This window comes from Achromobacter pulmonis, assembly GCF_902859765.1.
GTDB lineage: Bacteria > Pseudomonadota > Gammaproteobacteria > Burkholderiales > Burkholderiaceae_B > Achromobacter > Achromobacter pulmonis.
Map to the genome: position 1 here is coordinate 52648 of NZ_CADIJV010000022.1, position 16060 is coordinate 68707.

Here is a 16060-nt window from a genome sequence, read left to right on the forward strand (position 1 = left end):
CGTTGTCGGAATCGGGGCGGAAGCCGCGGGCTCACGCCTGGGCTTCCATGGCGGCCTTGTCGGCGTTGCCCTTCCCCGTCCAGTGCTTCTTGATCGTGCCCACGCCCACCGGCATGAGCGCGGCGCGGTGGCTGTCGGCCACCATCTGCACCAGGCACAGGAAGGCGCCATAGGCATGGGCGGCGTCGGTGCCGGCGTGGCGCTTCACATCTTCGTAGGCGATGGCGTGAACCTGGTGGCGGACCACCAGATCCGTGACGAATGACCGCGCGCGCAGCCAGCGCTGCCCTGGTGTCCAGCTCTTGCGCGGCGTGAAGACCTCGGTTCCATGCCATACCGCGCCGTCGCGAGCGCGCACCGCCCAGCCCAGCTTCGTGCCCAGGTCGAGCGCCAGGATGTTGACGTTCAGCGCCGGCGCGGCGCCGGGAACCGAACTTTCCGAATTTCGAAAGTTGGCAATTTCGTCCAGCGCGCGCGCGAAGCTGTCCGGTGCGGCAGGCCTGCACACCAGGCACCCGTCGCAGCCGCGGGCAGCGCACTGCATCGCGGTCCTGGCCAGCGTGCCGGCCATCGGGTCGTAGGCGTCCGTGAGGTTCTGTGAAGAGGTCATGCGTCGATTTCCTCGGGTTGGTTTTGGTCCAGCCAGGTCGTCCCCTGGCCGGCGCGTTTCGGGGTGCCCATGTGTTCCTGGGGCTGGCGGCATTCGTCTCCCAGGACGCGGAGCATGTGGACGCCCAGGTGGTAGGCGGTGACGCCGCGCACGCTGGGCACCTTCTCCAGCAGGTCGGCCCGGCCCAGGGCTTTGATGCGGTCGCGCACCTTGCGGCTGATGGTGTCGCCCTTGGGGCGATTCACCAGCCAGTAGGCGGCGATGAACAGGGCCTTGCGGTTCTGGACGCGCGCGCTGATGTCGTCGAATTCCGAGCGCGGCGCGCCGAAGTGCAGCCGGCAGTGCCAATCCTTGCCGCCCTGGGTGCTGGCGGACATCGTGCCCGGCAGGCAGCAGCCGAAGGCGGCGCAGACGCCATACCCCCCGCTCTCGTTGCCGCCCACGGCGGCGCTGGCTTCGGCGTAGCTGCTCATGCCTGGGCTCCTTGCTGGTGCTGGGCGACCTTGGCCGCGGTCTGCGCCTTGAGGGCGTCGAGGCGATCACGCTCTGCCTGGCTGGCCTCTTCGGCGGCGCGCCGGCGCTTCTCGGCCGGCGTCATGGCCTTGGCCAGCATCTGGTGCAGCTTGCGGATGTTCTCGGCCGCGACCTCGTCGTCGGGCAGCCCGCCCTGAGGCGCCGGCGGCGGCAAGAGCGCTGCGACGTGCGGCGCCGGCAGCAGGCCGGCATTGCCGGCGGCGGTCAGCGCGCGCTCGCGGCGGTCGGAGTCCCAGCCAAGGGACGCCTGCCAGGCCACGGGCTGGCGTTCATGCCGGGCCCGCGCCACCAGCCTGTCGTAGGCGCCCTTGAATGCCATGCGCGCGCCCACCTCGTCGCCCAGGTCCAGCACGGTGCGGCAGGCCGCGAACGCCTGGGCCGTCTCCAGCGTCCAGACGACCGTTTCCGCCTCGTCGCGCGACACCAGGGCCGTGGCCCATGCTTCGTCGGCGGTAGGCCGGCTGTCGCCCGTGCCGTGGCCCAGCAGCGCCAGAATCTGCGCCGGCGTGGGCGGAAACTTCGGCTCGTTGGCCACGTACTGCGAAAAGGCGGCGGTCACCGCGGAGAACTCGTAGGGCTCGAGCATGCGCAGCCAGAGCATTTGCGTGGCAGGTTGCGGCGGCATGCGGTTGTAGGCGTCGAAGGCGCCGGCCAGCAACTCGGCGAAGGCAGAAACATCGCGACTGTCCATCAGGCCCGCTCCATGTCGAGGGTGTAGTTGTCCTGGCCACCGCCCTGCCCGGCCAGACGTAGGAATTCCTGCTTGCGGCGCTCGGCTTCGCTCATGGCGGGCGCGGCGCGCGGACCGAAGGCTTGCTTCGGGGGGAACAGGCCCTGCCAGCTCTTGCCGATGCAGTGCCGGATGACGTCGTCCGGCTGGTGGCCCTGGCCGCGGAAGGTCCCGAGGTCCGCGATCTGCTGGCGTGCAGCTTCCTCGGTGATCGGCTTTTTCAGCTGCATGCGGTGGCGGACCCAGCGTTCCCAGCTTTCGGCTGGCAGCCAGTCCGGCAGGTTGACCGTCATCGCGTCGAAGCCCGGGGCCTTCGGCTTGCGCACGCGCTTATTGGTTGTTCCTGGTTGTTCTCTTGGTTGTTCTTGGTTGTTAGACCGCAGCTGCTGCGGGGGTGACTGCGGGATTTGCGGGGGTACCACCGCAACGGCTGCGGTGGTTACTGCGGTATTTGCGGGGGTGCAGCTGCTGCGGGGGTGCAGCTGCTGCGGGGGTTGTTGAAAGGAATTCGCATCCACAACGTAGGTTGTGTGGCGCCCATTGGCGCGGTCGGCCACCACCACCTTGGCCTGTTCCAGCCATTTGATGGCGGCGTGAACGGTGCGCTCGGACAGGCACGTGTACTCGCACAGCGTCGGGATCGACGGCCAGGCCGAGCCGGCCTCGTCGGCATAGTCGGCCAGCGCCATTAACACCGCCTTCGGCGAGGAAGGCATCTGCAGGGGCCGGCAGGCCTTCATCACGTCATAGCTCATGCGGACGCCCCTGAATACCGAAACGTCCAGCCTTTCGAATGGGCTTGGATTCCGTTGCAGCAGCGGGGCACCGAACCAGAAGAGAGACCTATGGCGCGAGCCGCTTCGTGAGTGCTGCCAAAAATACGCACTTCGCCCGAAACCGTATGCCGGGCGACCACAGCCTTGGAGCAATGGTGCAAGGCACCGGTCTTTCCAGCATGACCGCCCGACGAGACGCGCCCGAGGGCTTCATAGGAATGAAGCGCGTTATGCGACTGGTCGCACCACTCCAGATTCTGAGCGGCGTTGTGTGCCCTGTTTCCATCCAGATGGTTGACCTGCGGCTTACCAGCAGGCGCGGCACCATGGAATGCTTCGCAGACCAGCCGATGCACCTTCACGCGGCGCCCCTGAATGTCGACCGCCATATAGCCCTTCTTCCCGTTCCTGAATGGCACCAGACGCTTTCCCTTGCGTGGCCTGCCGGCCGCGTCCAGTCCTTCCAAGGAGCGGACAGCGCCGAGGCTGCTCACCTCGTACCGCTGGGCCCACGAGATGGGCTTCCACTCTTCATTCATCGGTTGCTCCAAGCTTTTCATTACGCGCGGCGGACCAGCGTGTGTAAGCCCATTCCCAGGTCGCGCGCTTCTGGGCCTTGGTCAGGGTCATGCCCTGGTCGAGGCAGGCGTGGCAGCGCGCGCAGCCGGGAACGGTGTAGATGTCGGGGGCCTTGATGCCCATGCCCTTGCCGTAGTCGCTCCAGTTGGCGTGACACGGCACCACGCTTTCCACCTCGCCGCGGCAGACGCCAGGGATCTGGAGATAGCAGCGCTCGCCGCGGCAGGCGGCCAGGTACTTCGGTTCGTGGCCGGGGCGCTTCTTCGGCGCGCGGCGCTTCATTGGGGTGCGCTGCAGGCCGGCGGTGGCGCGCAGCGGGGTCTTGCGGGTCAGGGGTGTGCGGCGAAGCATCAGCGAGCCTCCCTTTGCTCGAGGCGTTCATAGGCGTCCCACATGCGCAGACTCGCCAAGCGCGCGATGTCCACGGCGGCGCCAGGACTGATGACTTTCGCGTCGCGGTTGGGGGTCGCTGGGCGCCGAACGCGGGCCTTGACCTGACCGTCTTCATCCGTCAGCAACAGCACGCCCGAAGCTGGCGAGCCGAGGCAATCCAGCAATTCGTCCGTCCAAATCTCAGCAGGCAGCGCGTAGTAGTGCTTCCAGACTTGGCGGGGCCACTCCCTCAGTTCGAACTGCTGCGCGTACACGCGGCGACGGCTCTGGAGTCGGCCGCCCTGGCCCAGCTTCTCAACCGTGCGCGGGTTGCCCACATACTGGCGGTGCCACCACTTGTCTTTCTTGGCGTCGGCCTTCAGATCGGCCCGGCTGATCTTGATCTCGACGTCGATGATGCGCAGGTTCTCCGTCACGACCAGCAGGTCGCACTCGTGGCCTGTCCAATTGCAGTTGGGCACCACCACCAGGTACTTGCGGTTAAAGGTCTGCCGCGCGAGGGCGCGTGCGATGGAAGTCTCGGACCAGGCCATCAGCGCACCCATCCCGGCACGTCGACCGGCTCAGACCAGGTGACGTCGTTCTCGGCGCCGAAGCTGTACAGGAACTCGATGGCCTCGGACATCTCCCGCACGGTCATGGTGCTGGTGCGCTTGCCCAGGATGACGAAGCCGCCGCGCAGGCCGGCCGCCATGCGCTTTTCCTGCATGAGGCTGGCCACCACCACCGACTTCCAATCGTCGACGCTCAGGCGCTCCATCTTGCCGTTCACGGGCCATTCAACCTGGCGCGCAACATCGGCAAGCATGGCGTGCAGCTTTGCCGACTGGCCCAGCGTGCGCGTGGGCTCGACCGGCGGCGCAAAGAAAAACCCATCGGGCGCGGCGTCGATCGCTTGGTGTGCGCGCTGGCGCGTGCGGGGGTTGAGCGGGAAGCGCATGCATACCTCGCCCCGCAATTGCCCAGACTCAGCCGGGCCTTGCAGCAGCGCGAGCCGATCTCGTTCCCGCGCGCCAGATAGTCCATGTAGCCGACCTCAACGATGGTCAGGCCCAGGGCCCGGCACATCGAATCCAGCTTTTCCAGCGTGATGCCGGTGGCGCCGGAACAGATCTTGGACGGCATGCTGGCGTCCCAGCCCGTTTCATCCAGCAGCTTTTGGCGCTGGGCCTGGTTGGCCATTGCCAAGCGCAAGGCCGTCTCGATGATGTGGGGACCGGACATTCCGGCCGGTTCAATGGGAATCATGGCTGCTCAAAAGGAAAGGAATGCCCTGGAATGCGCCCCTGGGCAAACTGGCGGTACTGAAAAAACGAGGCCCAACATGACCGACACCGAAAAGCTGCTGCAGAACGCCCAGGACATCGCGCGGCGCACCTTCGTCGACCCCAGCGAGGCCGCGGTGCTGGCCATCTTTGAAGAGCTGCGCGCCGAGCGCGACCGAATGGCGTGGGCCACCGACGACCGCGCAGGCGCGACGGTGCACTGAGCCATGGCGCCCCGAAACTGGCGAGAACCCCATCCTGCGGCTACGATCGGCGTTGCCCGGATTGCCCGGGCGTGGCGACCAACCACTACCAACTTTCCCCACAGGAGGGGTTCTCATGACGAAGAAGGAATACGGACTGGCCCGCGAGTTCTTGGAGAAGATCCTCACAACGCAACCGAATCTGTTCAACGGAGTGCACCCGCGGGATCTCAATGGCAAGGCCATCGCGGAGTTCGCTTGGGGCTTCATGGAGACGTACGTTCGGTTGGAGCAGGAGAAGACGAAGGACTGATCCCGTTCAGCAGTCCCCAAGCTTCCAGGGCCGCTTCCGCCACCAGGCGGGCGGCCTTGACCGCATCGTCTTCGCCGTTGTCCCGCAACGCATTGACCGCGCTTTGGGTAGCCGCGCCGATCACGTCGCGCTGGATGTCGTGCGGGATATCGCCCGCCTTGATGTCGTTCATCACTTTCTCCTGGGTGGGTCAGATATCGGTGGGACCGATGGGGATGCGGTCGTCCTTGGGATCGGGGTCACGCATGGCTCGGCTCCTGCTGGGCGAGCCAGCGTTCGACCCAGGTAATGGCAGCGTTCGCGGCCGAGAATCCGATGAGGGCGCCCACTACGGCGGCACCGATGCCGGCAAGAAAGGCAACCATCTACGCCGCCTCCTGCTGGGCCGGCGCGGCGGTGGCCAGCTCGGGCCAGATGCGTTGCCAATCATCGGGTCGGAGGTCTCGGCGGGAGACGTCGCCGCCGGTTACCTGTTCAATCGCCGCGCAATGCTCCACGGGAACAGGCCGGCGCCCAGTGCGCCACTGGTATACGAGCGCTGGGGAAACGCCCACATGGCGGGCAAGCGCTGCCGCGCTGCTCGCATCATCCCGGTTCAGGTAGCTGTTCAGGTCCATGGCAGAAACTATAGCGTTGCTACAGTTTAAACACAAGCCATGCTACAGATTTATTCGAATAGCATCGCTATATGAAAGATTGGACAACCGAACAAGAAGCCGCGAACTTGCGCGCCCGCTTTGAAGGCGTGAACCGCGCGGCGTTCGCTCGTGACCACCACCTGAGCGGCGGTCAAGCGATGATCTATCAACACATCAATGGGCTACGGCGCATCAGCCTGGATGCTGCGCGCGTGTATGCCAAAGCGTTCGGTTGCGATCTGTCGGAGATCAGCCCTAGGCTGGCAGCAGAGGTCGCTTCTGCAGCGGAACTGACAAGTTCGGCAAAGGGCGGTATCGGGGGAAAGCCTGCGCGGGCGGTTTCCAACGCCGATTGGGGGGATGCGCGTGAATCCGACGATGTCCCCATTCCGCAATTCGACACGGGCGGCAAGATGGGCGACGGTCTGGAGCTGCGGGACCAGCCAGGCATGATCAAGAGCTGGCGCGTGGATCTGGAATGGCTGCACAAGAACGTGCGCGGTGCCACGGCGGCCGGCAACTTGTGCATCGTGACCGGATTCGGCGATTCGATGCGCCCCATGTTCAACCCTGGCGACCCGCTACTAGTCGACCGCGGCGTCACCACGGCCGACTACGACGCCGTGTACTTCTTCCGTGTGGACGGCGAGGGCTTCATCAAGCGCCTGCAGAAGATCCCTGGCAAGGGCCTCGTGGCGCTGTCGGAGAATCCGGCATACCAGGCCTGGGTCGTCGAACCCACAATGGATTTCGAGGTCTTCGGCCGCGTGCTGAAGGTCTGGCGCAGCGAAGACTTCTAGAAAAGGTAAATCGTGACTGAACCTACCCCACCGAACGACTCTGAACTTCTCAGCAAGGTAAGAGTTCGCCAATGCCCTGGCTGCAAGAACAACCTCGAGTGGTACGACCTCACAGCTTTAATGCTCCCGATTGAGCAAGCCACAATGCAAGGGCTGAAGGATATGAACCGATTAATCTCCTGGTCGGTGAGGACCTCGGGAGAAATGAGTTTAGGGGAACTTCAATTTCTTGCATTCGCCTCGGTCTGCGAGCATTGCTCCCTGATTTCCCACTGGGACTTCGGCACAGAAGAGCTAGAAGCGATTCTTGAGCTCAGTTCTCGCTCGCCAACAAAAATTAAATGGAACCACAACCCTAAAAAGATTGCCTGGGTTGTCGAAAATGCACCCGAGAAGCGTAAAGACTCATTTCAACGGGTGCTGGACATCCTCCAACCCAAGGGAGCATCCAGCAAATGAGACCGCCGCAAAAGCCGGCAGATGTTGCATTTCACGAGTTTCGGAGCAAGTATATTGCTATCTTTGATGCCGATTCTGAATCCATTGAAACCGGAAGACTTGAAGAAGACGCCGATCTTTCGACTCACCCATTTAACGCTATGACCTCCCCTTCACGAGAAGAACTCGACGCCAAATTCGAACGCACCGAAGCGCGCGTGGATGCACGTTTGGCCGGCTTTGAGCAACGCGTAGCGGAACAGCTTGGCACTATGGCCGCGGACCTTCGCGAGATCCGCGTGGAAGTTGCTCACTTGAAAGGAGTCAAAACTCAAGTGTGGGCAGCAGCCGGGACTGCTATTGCTGTAACCGTGGGCAGCATCTGGGCGGCTTGGGCTCTTGGCTTCGGTGCATTTGAGTCTGGGCGCAACACAGCTAATCTGGTGAGGGACGCTCAGGAGAAGATTGAAAAGGCATCTAACGACATGGCAACGCAACAAAACGAGATGGCACGTCAACAAGAGGAGACCCGGAAGATCCTGCAGGAAGCAATAAAAGCTATCAACAACGCACAGCCTAAGCAGTAATTCCTTACGCCAAAAGCGAAAAAGCGCGCCCGCCCCGAGCGGGCTTTTTCATGCCTACTTGAGCGGCTGCCATTTAGGATCAGGGCCATATCTGCAGTCATAGTCTACGGCGCGCGTTAGCTGTTGCGAGGGCAGCGCCAGCGCCCATGACTCAAAGTACGTGGTGTTCACGACGCTCTTGAGCGTCTTCTCATCGATCTTCAGCCATTTCTCTGCCTTGAGCTGCGCTAGCGCACTCTCTGGAGGCTGCCTGTTGTCTCTCGATATGCTGGCCAGCATATACGCGGAGCTATAGCGCCGGCACCCGTCAAAAAGTCGGCTCAATGCCTCCCGTGGATCTAGCCCCGCCGCTGTCAGCTTCTTCTCGTATTCAGCAATGCGGGGGCATTCCTCGTTCGCAATCTTCGATCCCGCTCCATGCGTCGAACAAAGCCCTTGCGATCGCGCGTATCGCTGCACCAGTTCATGCGTTTGCTGAGGCGTGAGCCCCGCCTGGCCTGCCGCGGCAGCACCCGCGACCGCGCACAGGGCAGCAAATAATCCAGCTCGCAACTTCATCTCTGACCCTCCTCGTTGTTGCACAGAATAGCAGCCCGCGCCGACGCCCTTCTCACGGCGCTCGCTTGGCATGGGCTCACGGCCTTAACGCGTCGGTTACAAATTATCTATAGCATAGCTATTGCACCAAAACTGTAGCGTTGCTATATTTCTCCCAACACCTCCCCACCCCGGGGAGAACTGGGAGAACAGCATGAGCAACGCAGCAAACCTGAAGCGTGATGTAGCCGAAGCCCGCGAATACGTAGGAAAGATCGGTCGCCCGCAACATCACTTCCGCGATGGCTCCGTTGGCAGGCTTCACCGGCTGGACGTTGCCAGCGAGATCGGCCACCAAGAATCCACAGGTTCCACGAATTACTGGAAGGACAAGGCCTTCGATCTGGCGCTGGCGAAGGTTGTGCGCGCCCGCTTCGCCGAGCTTTCGGCCGCCGCTCTGGAGCTGATGGAGCAGGAATTCAAGGCCGCTCGCATTGCCGAAAAGGAAGAGCTGCTGGCCAGCCTTGCGGAAATCGAAGCTCTCGAATCCGAAGCCTGATCCTTCCCCCACCCGCCCCGGGTGCCGGGGCAAGGAGATAACCATGTCCAAGAACATTTTCAGCACCGCCACGACGGAGCAAGCAGTCGCGGAAATGATGCTAGTCGGCGGCAATGGCATGAAGAAGCTGGCCGCATGCTGGCTGGCTTTCGATGCAGATCGCCGCGCGCGCTTGGAAGCTGCACTGCGGCCTGACTTCGACTACTACCGTCAATCGGCGGCCCAGGCTCCCGACTTCAAGCCGACCTTGGCCCAGCGCGCGGCGCAAGACGTTGCCGCCGGCGATGCAAGGAACTGAGCCATGGGTGCCTATCACGCTGAACTGATGGACGACCTGATGCGGGTCGCGCCGCCCTTCTCCCTGCCGCATGAGCCGGACGAGGACGCGCCGACGGTGACGCAGGAGCAGGCCGTGGCGGCCGTGGTGGCCTGCCTGTCCAACGAAGCGCCGACGGCCTACGGGCTGACGGCAGCCGAGTGGGCGGAACACCTGATGGACGAACTGTCCGACAACCCTGCGGCGGTGCTGCTGGTGCTGCTGATCGGCGCGACCGTGCCGAGCGTAGGCAAGTTCCTTTCCAGCCACCTGGGCAACTGCATCGAAGGCGTGGCCAACCGCCAACTGTCCGAAATGGACCCGGACGAAGCCGAGGCGTGCCTGTGATCGCCGTTGCCCTCTTCACCCTGTGCGGCCTGTGCGCCGCTTACCCCATGGGCCGGCTGGGCGATGCCTGGATGGCCTTTCTTAGGGAGTCAGCATGACGACGAAATTATCTGTCGATGCTGCGTTCGAGCGCGACATACCCGCCGAGCATCGCGACGACGTGATGCAGATGATCTGCGAGACCGCGCAATACGGGGATGACTATCACCCGCAGCACGTCAGCATCCTGGACCGCGACCGAATCGACGCGATCAATGTGCGCGCCGAAGGCGTCCTGACGTTCCAGGGCCGCGAGTTCGCCTTCATCGTCCGCGATGGCAACTGGGACGGCACGGTGCTGGAGGGCTGGGAAGAAGCCGGCACGCAGACGTTTGAGCCGTTGCCGCGCACCGAATGGACGCTTGCCCCGCAGCCGTCTCTGGTCAGCGATGCGATTGCCAACGGCAAAGGCCCGTTCTTGGTGGCGAAGTGGGACGCCTTCATCCAGCGCCCTGAAATCGCCAAGATCACCGGCAGCTACACATACGACCGGATGGTGCAGCCCGGCCTGAAAGTGGAGCAGTACTGGAAGGCCCAGGCCGCCAAACATCAATTCATCATCACCGACAAGGAAAACGCGGACGACATCCGCGCCCGCCTGTTGGCCGCTCGAGGTGCCCAATGATCCGCCTCCTGCGCGCCCACGGCGACCTGCTGATCGGTGCCGCTGCCCTCTGCGTCGGCGTCTTCATGGCCTGCGTGCTTGGCCCCACCCTGGACGCCCAATCCACCCTCACCGCCTGCGAAGGCTGCGGCAAGACCGCCGTGGCCGCGCGCCAACCCTGAGAGACCACCACAATGACCGAAGTTGCAGACGAAATCCTCGACGCTCCCGCCGCGCTCACCGAATTCAACGCCGTGCAGAAGGGCCTGGCCGAACTGCGCCAGGAGCTGGACGGCGTTCAGTTCGATGTCACCACCACCGCCGGCGATAAGGCCGCCCGCGCTGCGCGCGCCCGCTGCGTCAGCATCCGCACTTCGGCCGACGCCGCCTACGAAGGCTGGAACAAGCCGATGCTGGCCAAGCAGCGCGAGATGCGCGCCATCCTGGCCAAGATCAAGGATGAGGTGAAGGCGGTTGAAGAGCCGATCGATGCGCAGATCAAGGCGGAAGAGGCCCGCAAGGCGGAAATCAAGGCGGCGAAGGAAGCGGCCGAACTGGCGCGCCAGCAGGCCATCCAGTCGCGGATCAACGCCATCAACCAGTACCCGGTGCAGGCCGCGGGCAAGAGCGCCGCCGATATCGCCGCGCTGTTGGCCGCCGTTGCCGAGCTGCCCATCACCACCGAGCTGTACGAACATCGCGCCGGCGAGGCCATGGCCCTGCAGGCGGACACCGTCGCCAAGCTGGAACAAATGCACGGCGCCGCGCTGGCGCAGGAACAGGAAGCCGCCCGCCTGGCGGAAGAACGCGCCGCGCTGGAACGCCAGCGGCAGGAGCAGGAAGCGGCTGCCACCGCCGCACGCAAGGCCGAAGACGAGCGCCTGGCCAAGGAGCGCGCCAAACTGGAAGAGCAGCAGCGCCGCCTGCAGGCCGAGCGGGACGCCGAGAACGCCCGCCAGGAAGCCGCGCGCGCTGAGCAGGCCCGCAAGGATGCCGAGGCCGCCGCGGCGCTCAAGCGCCAGCAGGATGAGGCGGCCGCCGCGCTGCGCGCCCAGCAAGAAGAGATCGACCGCCAGCGCCGCGAGTTCGAAGAGCAGCAGGCCGCCGCGCGCCGCGCCGAGCAGGAACGCGCCGAAGCCGAGGCGCGCGCCCAGCAGGAGAAGGAAGCCGCCGCGCGCGCCGAAGCGGAAGCGGCCGAGCGTGCGCGCGTTCAGCGCGAAGCCGCAGAGCGCGCCGAGCGCCAGGCCGAACTGGACCGCCTGCACCGCGCAGCGCAGCAAATGCTGGACGCCCTCATGCAGTGGCGCGCCGCTGAACGCGACGGCGACGAAGAGGAATTGCAGCACGCCCGCTCCGCGCGCGACGAAGCTATCGCCGCCGCTACGCAGCCCGAAGTCACCCCCGCCTAACCCATCCATAACGCCCGGCCGAGTCTCGGGCAGGAGACCACCATGTCTGACACCACCACGATTGACCAACAACCCACCACCGCCCTGGACTTGCCGGCGGCGAACACCAGCACCAGCGGCTTGGTGCTGCATGCTGACAACATGGATGCCATGATGCGCGCGGCCGAAATGATGGCGGCGGGCCGCGCCACCGTGCCCAAGCACCTGCAGAGCAACCCGTCCGACTGCATGGCCGTGATCATGCAGGCGATGCAATGGAACATGAATCCGTTCGTGGTTGCCCAGAAGACCCACCTGGTGAACGGCACGCTGGGGTACGAGGCGCAGCTGGTCAACGCGGTGGTGCAGTCGTCCGGCGCGATCACGGGCCGGTTCCACTACGAATACAAGGGCGACGGCAACACCCTGGAGTGCCGTGTCGGCGCTGTCATCGCCGGCGAGGCGGATATCACCTGGAGCGAATGGCTCAAGATCTCCGACGTCAGCGTGAAGAATTCGCCTCTGTGGAAGACCAACCCGCGCCAGCAAATGGGTTACCTGCAGGTGAAGAACTGGACCCGCGCTTATACCCCTGGCGCGCTGCTGGGCGTGTACACGTCCGACGAGCTGATCGATGCGCCGCCGCGCGAGCGCGACATCACGCCGAAGACCGCCGCCGAATTCGCGCAGGCCGCCAAGCCGCAGCCGGCCGCCGAAGTGGACCGCGACCAGATCATCCGCGACCTGGAAATGATCGCGCGCAGCAGTGATCCCGCCGAGAAGCGCACCGCAGACCTGACCGCGGCCTGGATGGCGCTGGGCAAGGATGGCCGCGCCGCAGTGGGCCGCAACGAGATCACGCGCATTGAGGCGCTGGCCAAGGCCGAAGACGCGCAGCCCACGCAGGCCGTCCAGCCGGACGCCGCGCCAGACGCGCAAGCCACCGAAGACAACCCGTTCGAAGGTGTCCAAGAATGAACGCGCCCGCCGAACAACGAACCGAGCAATGGCGCCAGGAGCGCGCAGGCAATCTGACCGCATCGACGTTCAAGGACATCATCGCGGTGAAGCGCGACGGCAAGCCCACCGAGGCGCGCGCGAAGCTGATGCGCGTGAAGGCCTTCGAGCGTCTGGCTGGGATCGCCCAGCACGAGGTAGGCAGCAAGTCGATGGATTGGGGCAAGGATCTGGAAGATGCCGCGGACGAGGCTTACATGGTCACGCACGGCGGAATCATCGTGTCGTCGCCATACGTGACCCATCCCCAGTATCCATACATCGGCGCTTCGCCCGACGGCTTGGTCGGGACGGATGGTGGCGTAGAGAAGAAATGCCCTCACGACGAAGCCGTCCACATCCAGACCTGGCTGGAAGGCATGCCCGCCGACCACATGCCACAGGTGCAGGGGAACATGCTTGTGACCGGCCGCCAGTGGTGGGACTTCATCAGCTACGACCCTCGCCAGGCGCCGGAGCTGCGCCTGTACGTGCAGCGCATCCCGCGCGACGAAGCCTACATCAAGACCCTGCTGACCGCCCTGCTGCAGTTCGAAGCCGAGCTGCGCGCGATGGTCGACACCCTGCGCCGCAAGGCCGCTTAAGGAACCGCCATGAATTGCGAACTGTCCCGCACGTTCTATATGCACGCCAACGGCCACGAGGTAGATACCTTGGGCCACATCCTGCGCCTGGCCGCGCGCCAGCTTGCGCAAAGCCCCGCTATCCAGCTTTCGGGCAATCCCATGAAGCGGCAGGCCGGTCTGGCTGGCACGGAGCTGCTTGAGGTCAAGGAAATGATTTCCAAGATGGCCGAAGAACTGACCATTGGCCCGCTTAACACCGACTCGCCTGCCGCCGACAGCCTTGTTTTCCTGGCTGGAGGTATTGCCGGCGCGCCTGACGCCTGACCCTTTCCCAACGTAGCCCCCTGGAGCCCTGACCCATGTTCTCGATTACCGAGCAAACCGCCCGCTTGCAAGTCACCAACCGGCTTGAAAAACACGGGCCTGCCAATGTGCCCGCGATGACGTTGCGGCTCACCTTCCGCGCGCCCAACGACATCCTGTCGGAAGTCGATTCCACGCTGAAATCGTCGCTCTATCGCCGTCCGCACCCTGGCGAGAACGACATGGCCGACGAAGCCGACGAGCGCATGCAGGACCCCAACTACCTGCCGCGCCTGCGCCATCCCAAGATGAAGAACAAGGTGGTCATCGACGAGAAGATCGTCGGCGCGAAGTTCACCCTGCATTACGGCCTGGGCGGCCCCAGCAACACTGTCCTCGACGACGTGAACGTCGACAACTTCCAGTTTGATCCGCAGGACGGCGGCACCGTCGAATGCTCCATCGACATCGACATGGTGCCGAGCGAACAGGCAGCGGGCCGGATCTTCATGCAGAACGGGCAGGACGTCGTCTTTTCGGTGACGCCTCCCGAGGAACCGCAGGCATCCCTGGGCCTGGACCAGTAACCCTTTGGCCGGCCCGGCGGCGGGCTACCTCAAGCACCCCCACCGCCGCCGGCGCCTGGCCACCTGATACCGAGAAGAACATGACCGATTTCACGCCCGCCGCATGCCACGCAGCAGCACAGCACGCCATCGGCGAATACATCCAGCAGGTCGGCGCCCACGGCGACCCGGACAAGGTCCGCAAGGCGCTGGAAATGCTGATCAGCACGGCGGCGCTGGGCTACGGCTTCGTCTCCAACCAGATCGCGGTGATCGACCTGCTGCTTCGCACGTCCATGCACGTCGCCCAGCGGATGGAGGACGGCAACGCCTACCCCGAGACGGTGCAGCAATGACCCACGCCCGCAAGCCCCGCCGCAACAAGGCCCACCGGCCCATCCTGCCGCGCCTGCCCGTCATGGGACCGCTGCGCGACGAGTTCGGCATCAGCCTACATACGGCGCTGTCTTGCCTGGAGAACGCGCCCTGTGAGGCCGCATGGACGGCGCTGGCGCGGGTCTTCAACCTGATTCAGCTCGCCCTGGAACACGATGAGCATCACGCCCACGAAGCGCGCCTCATCAACGGCGGCGCGTCGGCGCTGAATCAGGTCGAGAAGCGGGCTTGCCGCGGCGTGATCCTGCACGACTACGAGCTGGCGCCCATCCGCGTCGGCGCGAACACCATCGACGGCCTGCTGGGAAAGCTGGACGTCATCAAGCTGAACTATGCACGCATGCGCCTGAACGCCATGCAGACCCAAGGAGCCTGACCATGACGAATTCCTACGATGTTGACCACGGCCTGAGCCAATGCCCCCCGGGGCCGCTTGAGCCGGTGGAGCTTGCCCAGAAGGACGACACCCGCATCCGAGTGGAAGTCGAGCCGGACCCGCGCGGCGTGAGCGTGGGCGTGTGGCAGGGATCGCACTGCATCTACAGCGGGGCGCATCCGCTGCCCGCCGCCGCAGGCGTATCCATGGTGGAGGAAGATGGCACAACGCCTGGTGCCACCTGGCGAGCGAAGGGCGAGGCCGATCCGCACGGTGCCCGCTACAACTGCGAACGCGCCGCACTTACCTTGGGCACCCTGACGGACGACGAGCTGGCAAACGGCGCATTCCTGGCCTACGACCGCCAGCCGTCGGTCGAGGAACTCCTGAGCGGCAAGGGGTTCACGCCCATCGTTTGGATGACCGCCGTCAAGGATCGCATCCGCTGGCTGTCGCGCAAGCTGGCGGAGGCCGAGGGCCGCGCCGCTGCTGCTGACGATGCGCGGGACGTGGTGGATGTCGATTGGCAACTGCTGCGAGAGACTGCGATGCTGGTGCGTGACCGATTCTCGGCCGCCTTGTCGATCGCATATGCGAGCAGCGACGCCACCAGGAGCGCCATTCGCCGCGCCCACGAAACGTACGAGGCGTTGCTGGCGATGCTCGACGCCGCCATTGCAGCCCAACGTAAGGGGGATGCCTAATGGCCCTGCCCTACAGCACCGCGACCAGCGGCGAGAAGGCACTGGGGGAGATCCAGAAACTGTTGCGCGCCTTCGGCTGCAGCAAGTTCGGCAGCATGGTGGACGACGGCGCCGGCGAACTGCTGGTGCAGTTCGAATACCGAGGCCGGCAGGTTTCCGTGAAGGCGTCGACGAAGGGCTACGCCGCGGCCTGGCTCAAGGAGAATCCGTGGAGCCATCGTCGCGCAGGCACGCGGGCCCAGTACGAGAAAAAAGCCATGGACGTGGCAAGTATCGCCGTCTACTCGATCCTGCGCGACTGGATAAAAGGCCAGATCATGGCCATCGAAACCGGCATCCTCTCGTTCGAAGGCGCGTTTCTCGGTCAGATCATGCTGCCGACGGGCCATACCGTGCTGGAGCATGCAACTGCGGCCCATCTCCTGCCGGCACCGGATGGCGCCGAGCAGAGCGATAACGGCACAGGGAGATGAGC

At 64.5% G+C, this 16060-nt stretch carries 30 protein-coding genes; 18 read left to right on the top strand and 12 right to left on the bottom strand.

Annotation, left to right across the window (positions count from 1 at the left end; translation table 11 throughout):
• Positions 1–31: 31 nt before the first annotated feature.
• Genes HV701_RS17985 through HV701_RS18020 form a run of 8 tightly spaced genes read right to left on the bottom strand, consistent with a single transcriptional unit; the run spans position 32 to position 4562 of the window.
• Complete coding sequence (locus HV701_RS17985; RefSeq protein WP_254595200.1) at positions 32–610, bottom strand: RuvC family protein; 579 nt, start codon at positions 608–610, stop codon at positions 32–34.
• A complete protein-coding gene (locus HV701_RS17990) occupies positions 607–1083 on the bottom strand; it encodes a hypothetical protein (protein WP_175134385.1) in 477 nt (158 codons plus the stop codon). Before HV701_RS17990 ends, HV701_RS17985 begins: the two co-directional genes overlap by 4 nt.
• Positions 1080–1835, bottom strand: coding sequence for a replicative helicase loader/inhibitor (locus HV701_RS17995; RefSeq protein ID WP_175134386.1), 756 nt, complete (start codon positions 1833–1835; stop codon positions 1080–1082). The genes HV701_RS17990 and HV701_RS17995 overlap by 4 nt, the downstream gene beginning before the upstream one ends.
• Positions 1835–2629, bottom strand: coding sequence for a helix-turn-helix domain-containing protein (locus HV701_RS18000; protein WP_175134387.1), 795 nt, complete (start codon positions 2627–2629; stop codon positions 1835–1837). Before HV701_RS18000 ends, HV701_RS17995 begins: the two co-directional genes overlap by 1 nt.
• Positions 2626–3189 carry an HNH endonuclease gene (locus HV701_RS18005; RefSeq protein ID WP_175134388.1) on the bottom strand — a complete coding sequence of 188 codons (564 nt, stop codon included), beginning with the start codon at positions 3187–3189 and terminating at the stop codon, positions 2626–2628. The genes HV701_RS18000 and HV701_RS18005 overlap by 4 nt, the downstream gene beginning before the upstream one ends.
• Positions 3182–3580: a nuclease domain-containing protein gene (locus HV701_RS18010; RefSeq protein WP_175134389.1), complete on the bottom strand. Its 399-nt coding sequence runs from the start codon at positions 3578–3580 to the stop codon at positions 3182–3184. The genes HV701_RS18005 and HV701_RS18010 overlap by 8 nt, the downstream gene beginning before the upstream one ends.
• Positions 3580–4155 (bottom strand): hypothetical protein, encoded by a 576-nt coding sequence (locus tag HV701_RS18015; protein ID WP_175134390.1) that lies wholly within the window; start codon positions 4153–4155, stop codon positions 3580–3582. Before HV701_RS18015 ends, HV701_RS18010 begins: the two co-directional genes overlap by 1 nt.
• On the bottom strand, positions 4155–4562 hold the full coding sequence (locus HV701_RS18020) for a recombination protein NinB (protein ID WP_175134391.1): 408 nt from the start codon (positions 4560–4562) through the stop codon (positions 4155–4157). Before HV701_RS18020 ends, HV701_RS18015 begins: the two co-directional genes overlap by 1 nt.
• A gap of 384 nt (positions 4563–4946) precedes the next feature.
• Here HV701_RS18020 and HV701_RS18025 point away from each other — a divergent pair, with 384 nt between their 5' ends.
• Positions 4947–5111, top strand: coding sequence for a hypothetical protein (locus HV701_RS18025; protein WP_175134443.1), 165 nt, complete (start codon positions 4947–4949; stop codon positions 5109–5111).
• A 245-nt stretch (positions 5112–5356) separates the two neighbouring features.
• On the opposite strand, the gene HV701_RS18030 is transcribed toward HV701_RS18025, so the two are convergent.
• From HV701_RS18030 to HV701_RS18035, 3 genes are all read right to left on the bottom strand, one after another.
• Complete coding sequence (locus tag HV701_RS18030; protein ID WP_254595201.1) at positions 5357–5575, bottom strand: hypothetical protein; 219 nt, start codon at positions 5573–5575, stop codon at positions 5357–5359.
• A gap of 67 nt (positions 5576–5642) precedes the next feature.
• On the bottom strand, positions 5643–5768 hold the full coding sequence (locus tag HV701_RS26965; RefSeq protein ID WP_276529868.1) for a hypothetical protein: 126 nt from the start codon (positions 5766–5768) through the stop codon (positions 5643–5645).
• Entirely contained in the window at positions 5769–6020 is a 252-nt protein-coding gene (locus tag HV701_RS18035; RefSeq protein ID WP_175134393.1) for a transcriptional regulator, read from the bottom strand. It abuts the gene before it with no gap.
• A 71-nt stretch (positions 6021–6091) separates the two neighbouring features.
• Between HV701_RS18035 and HV701_RS26835 the strand changes: the two genes are divergently transcribed.
• The 3 genes from HV701_RS26835 to HV701_RS18050 are packed head-to-tail and all read left to right on the top strand — an operon-like array spanning position 6092 to position 7866.
• The gene (locus HV701_RS26835; protein ID WP_254595202.1) at positions 6092–6841 is read left to right on the top strand and encodes a LexA family transcriptional regulator; all 750 of its coding nucleotides are present in this window, start codon (positions 6092–6094) and stop codon (positions 6839–6841) included.
• 12 nt (positions 6842–6853) lie between these two features.
• Positions 6854–7300 carry a hypothetical protein gene (locus HV701_RS18045; protein ID WP_175134394.1) on the top strand — a complete coding sequence of 149 codons (447 nt, stop codon included), beginning with the start codon at positions 6854–6856 and terminating at the stop codon, positions 7298–7300.
• The gene (locus HV701_RS18050) at positions 7297–7866 is read left to right on the top strand and encodes a hypothetical protein (RefSeq protein ID WP_175134395.1); all 570 of its coding nucleotides are present in this window, start codon (positions 7297–7299) and stop codon (positions 7864–7866) included. The genes HV701_RS18045 and HV701_RS18050 overlap by 4 nt, the downstream gene beginning before the upstream one ends.
• Positions 7867–7920: 54 nt before the next feature.
• On the opposite strand, the gene HV701_RS18055 is transcribed toward HV701_RS18050, so the two are convergent.
• Complete coding sequence (locus HV701_RS18055; protein ID WP_175134396.1) at positions 7921–8424, bottom strand: hypothetical protein; 504 nt, start codon at positions 8422–8424, stop codon at positions 7921–7923.
• Positions 8425–8617: 193 nt separating this feature from the next.
• Here HV701_RS18055 and HV701_RS18060 point away from each other — a divergent pair, with 193 nt between their 5' ends.
• The 14 genes from HV701_RS18060 to HV701_RS18125 all read left to right on the top strand — a co-directional run bounded on the left by HV701_RS18060 (position 8618) and on the right by HV701_RS18125 (position 16058).
• Positions 8618–8962 (top strand): hypothetical protein, encoded by a 345-nt coding sequence (locus HV701_RS18060; RefSeq protein WP_175134397.1) that lies wholly within the window; start codon positions 8618–8620, stop codon positions 8960–8962.
• A gap of 43 nt (positions 8963–9005) precedes the next feature.
• Positions 9006–9260 carry a hypothetical protein gene (locus tag HV701_RS18065; protein ID WP_175134398.1) on the top strand — a complete coding sequence of 85 codons (255 nt, stop codon included), beginning with the start codon at positions 9006–9008 and terminating at the stop codon, positions 9258–9260.
• 3 nt (positions 9261–9263) lie between these two features.
• A complete protein-coding gene (locus HV701_RS18070; protein WP_175134399.1) occupies positions 9264–9626 on the top strand; it encodes a hypothetical protein in 363 nt (120 codons plus the stop codon).
• Between the two features lie 94 nt (positions 9627–9720).
• Complete coding sequence (locus tag HV701_RS18075) at positions 9721–10290, top strand: hypothetical protein (protein ID WP_175134400.1); 570 nt, start codon at positions 9721–9723, stop codon at positions 10288–10290.
• Positions 10287–10451 carry a hypothetical protein gene (locus HV701_RS18080; RefSeq protein ID WP_175134401.1) on the top strand — a complete coding sequence of 55 codons (165 nt, stop codon included), beginning with the start codon at positions 10287–10289 and terminating at the stop codon, positions 10449–10451. Before HV701_RS18075 ends, HV701_RS18080 begins: the two co-directional genes overlap by 4 nt.
• Positions 10452–10463: 12 nt before the next feature.
• The gene (locus tag HV701_RS18085; RefSeq protein WP_175134402.1) at positions 10464–11678 is read left to right on the top strand and encodes a coiled-coil domain-containing protein; all 1215 of its coding nucleotides are present in this window, start codon (positions 10464–10466) and stop codon (positions 11676–11678) included.
• Positions 11679–11720: 42 nt separating this feature from the next.
• Complete coding sequence (locus HV701_RS18090; protein ID WP_217467977.1) at positions 11721–12635, top strand: RecT family recombinase; 915 nt, start codon at positions 11721–11723, stop codon at positions 12633–12635.
• Positions 12632–13258, top strand: a complete 627-nt coding sequence (locus HV701_RS18095) for a lambda exonuclease family protein (RefSeq protein ID WP_175134403.1) — start codon at positions 12632–12634, stop codon at positions 13256–13258. Before HV701_RS18090 ends, HV701_RS18095 begins: the two co-directional genes overlap by 4 nt.
• A gap of 9 nt (positions 13259–13267) precedes the next feature.
• Positions 13268–13564, top strand: a complete 297-nt coding sequence (locus HV701_RS18100; RefSeq protein ID WP_175134404.1) for a hypothetical protein — start codon at positions 13268–13270, stop codon at positions 13562–13564.
• A 35-nt stretch (positions 13565–13599) separates the two neighbouring features.
• Complete coding sequence (locus tag HV701_RS18105) at positions 13600–14130, top strand: hypothetical protein (RefSeq protein ID WP_175134405.1); 531 nt, start codon at positions 13600–13602, stop codon at positions 14128–14130.
• Positions 14131–14210: 80 nt separating this feature from the next.
• Entirely contained in the window at positions 14211–14465 is a 255-nt protein-coding gene (locus HV701_RS18110; RefSeq protein WP_054443002.1) for a hypothetical protein, read from the top strand.
• Positions 14462–14881, top strand: coding sequence for a hypothetical protein (locus HV701_RS18115; protein ID WP_175134406.1), 420 nt, complete (start codon positions 14462–14464; stop codon positions 14879–14881). Before HV701_RS18110 ends, HV701_RS18115 begins: the two co-directional genes overlap by 4 nt.
• A 2-nt stretch (positions 14882–14883) precedes the next feature.
• Complete coding sequence (locus tag HV701_RS18120; protein WP_175134407.1) at positions 14884–15585, top strand: hypothetical protein; 702 nt, start codon at positions 14884–14886, stop codon at positions 15583–15585.
• Positions 15585–16058 (top strand): hypothetical protein, encoded by a 474-nt coding sequence (locus HV701_RS18125; protein WP_175134328.1) that lies wholly within the window; start codon positions 15585–15587, stop codon positions 16056–16058. The genes HV701_RS18120 and HV701_RS18125 overlap by 1 nt, the downstream gene beginning before the upstream one ends.
• Positions 16059–16060 lie beyond the last annotated feature (2 nt).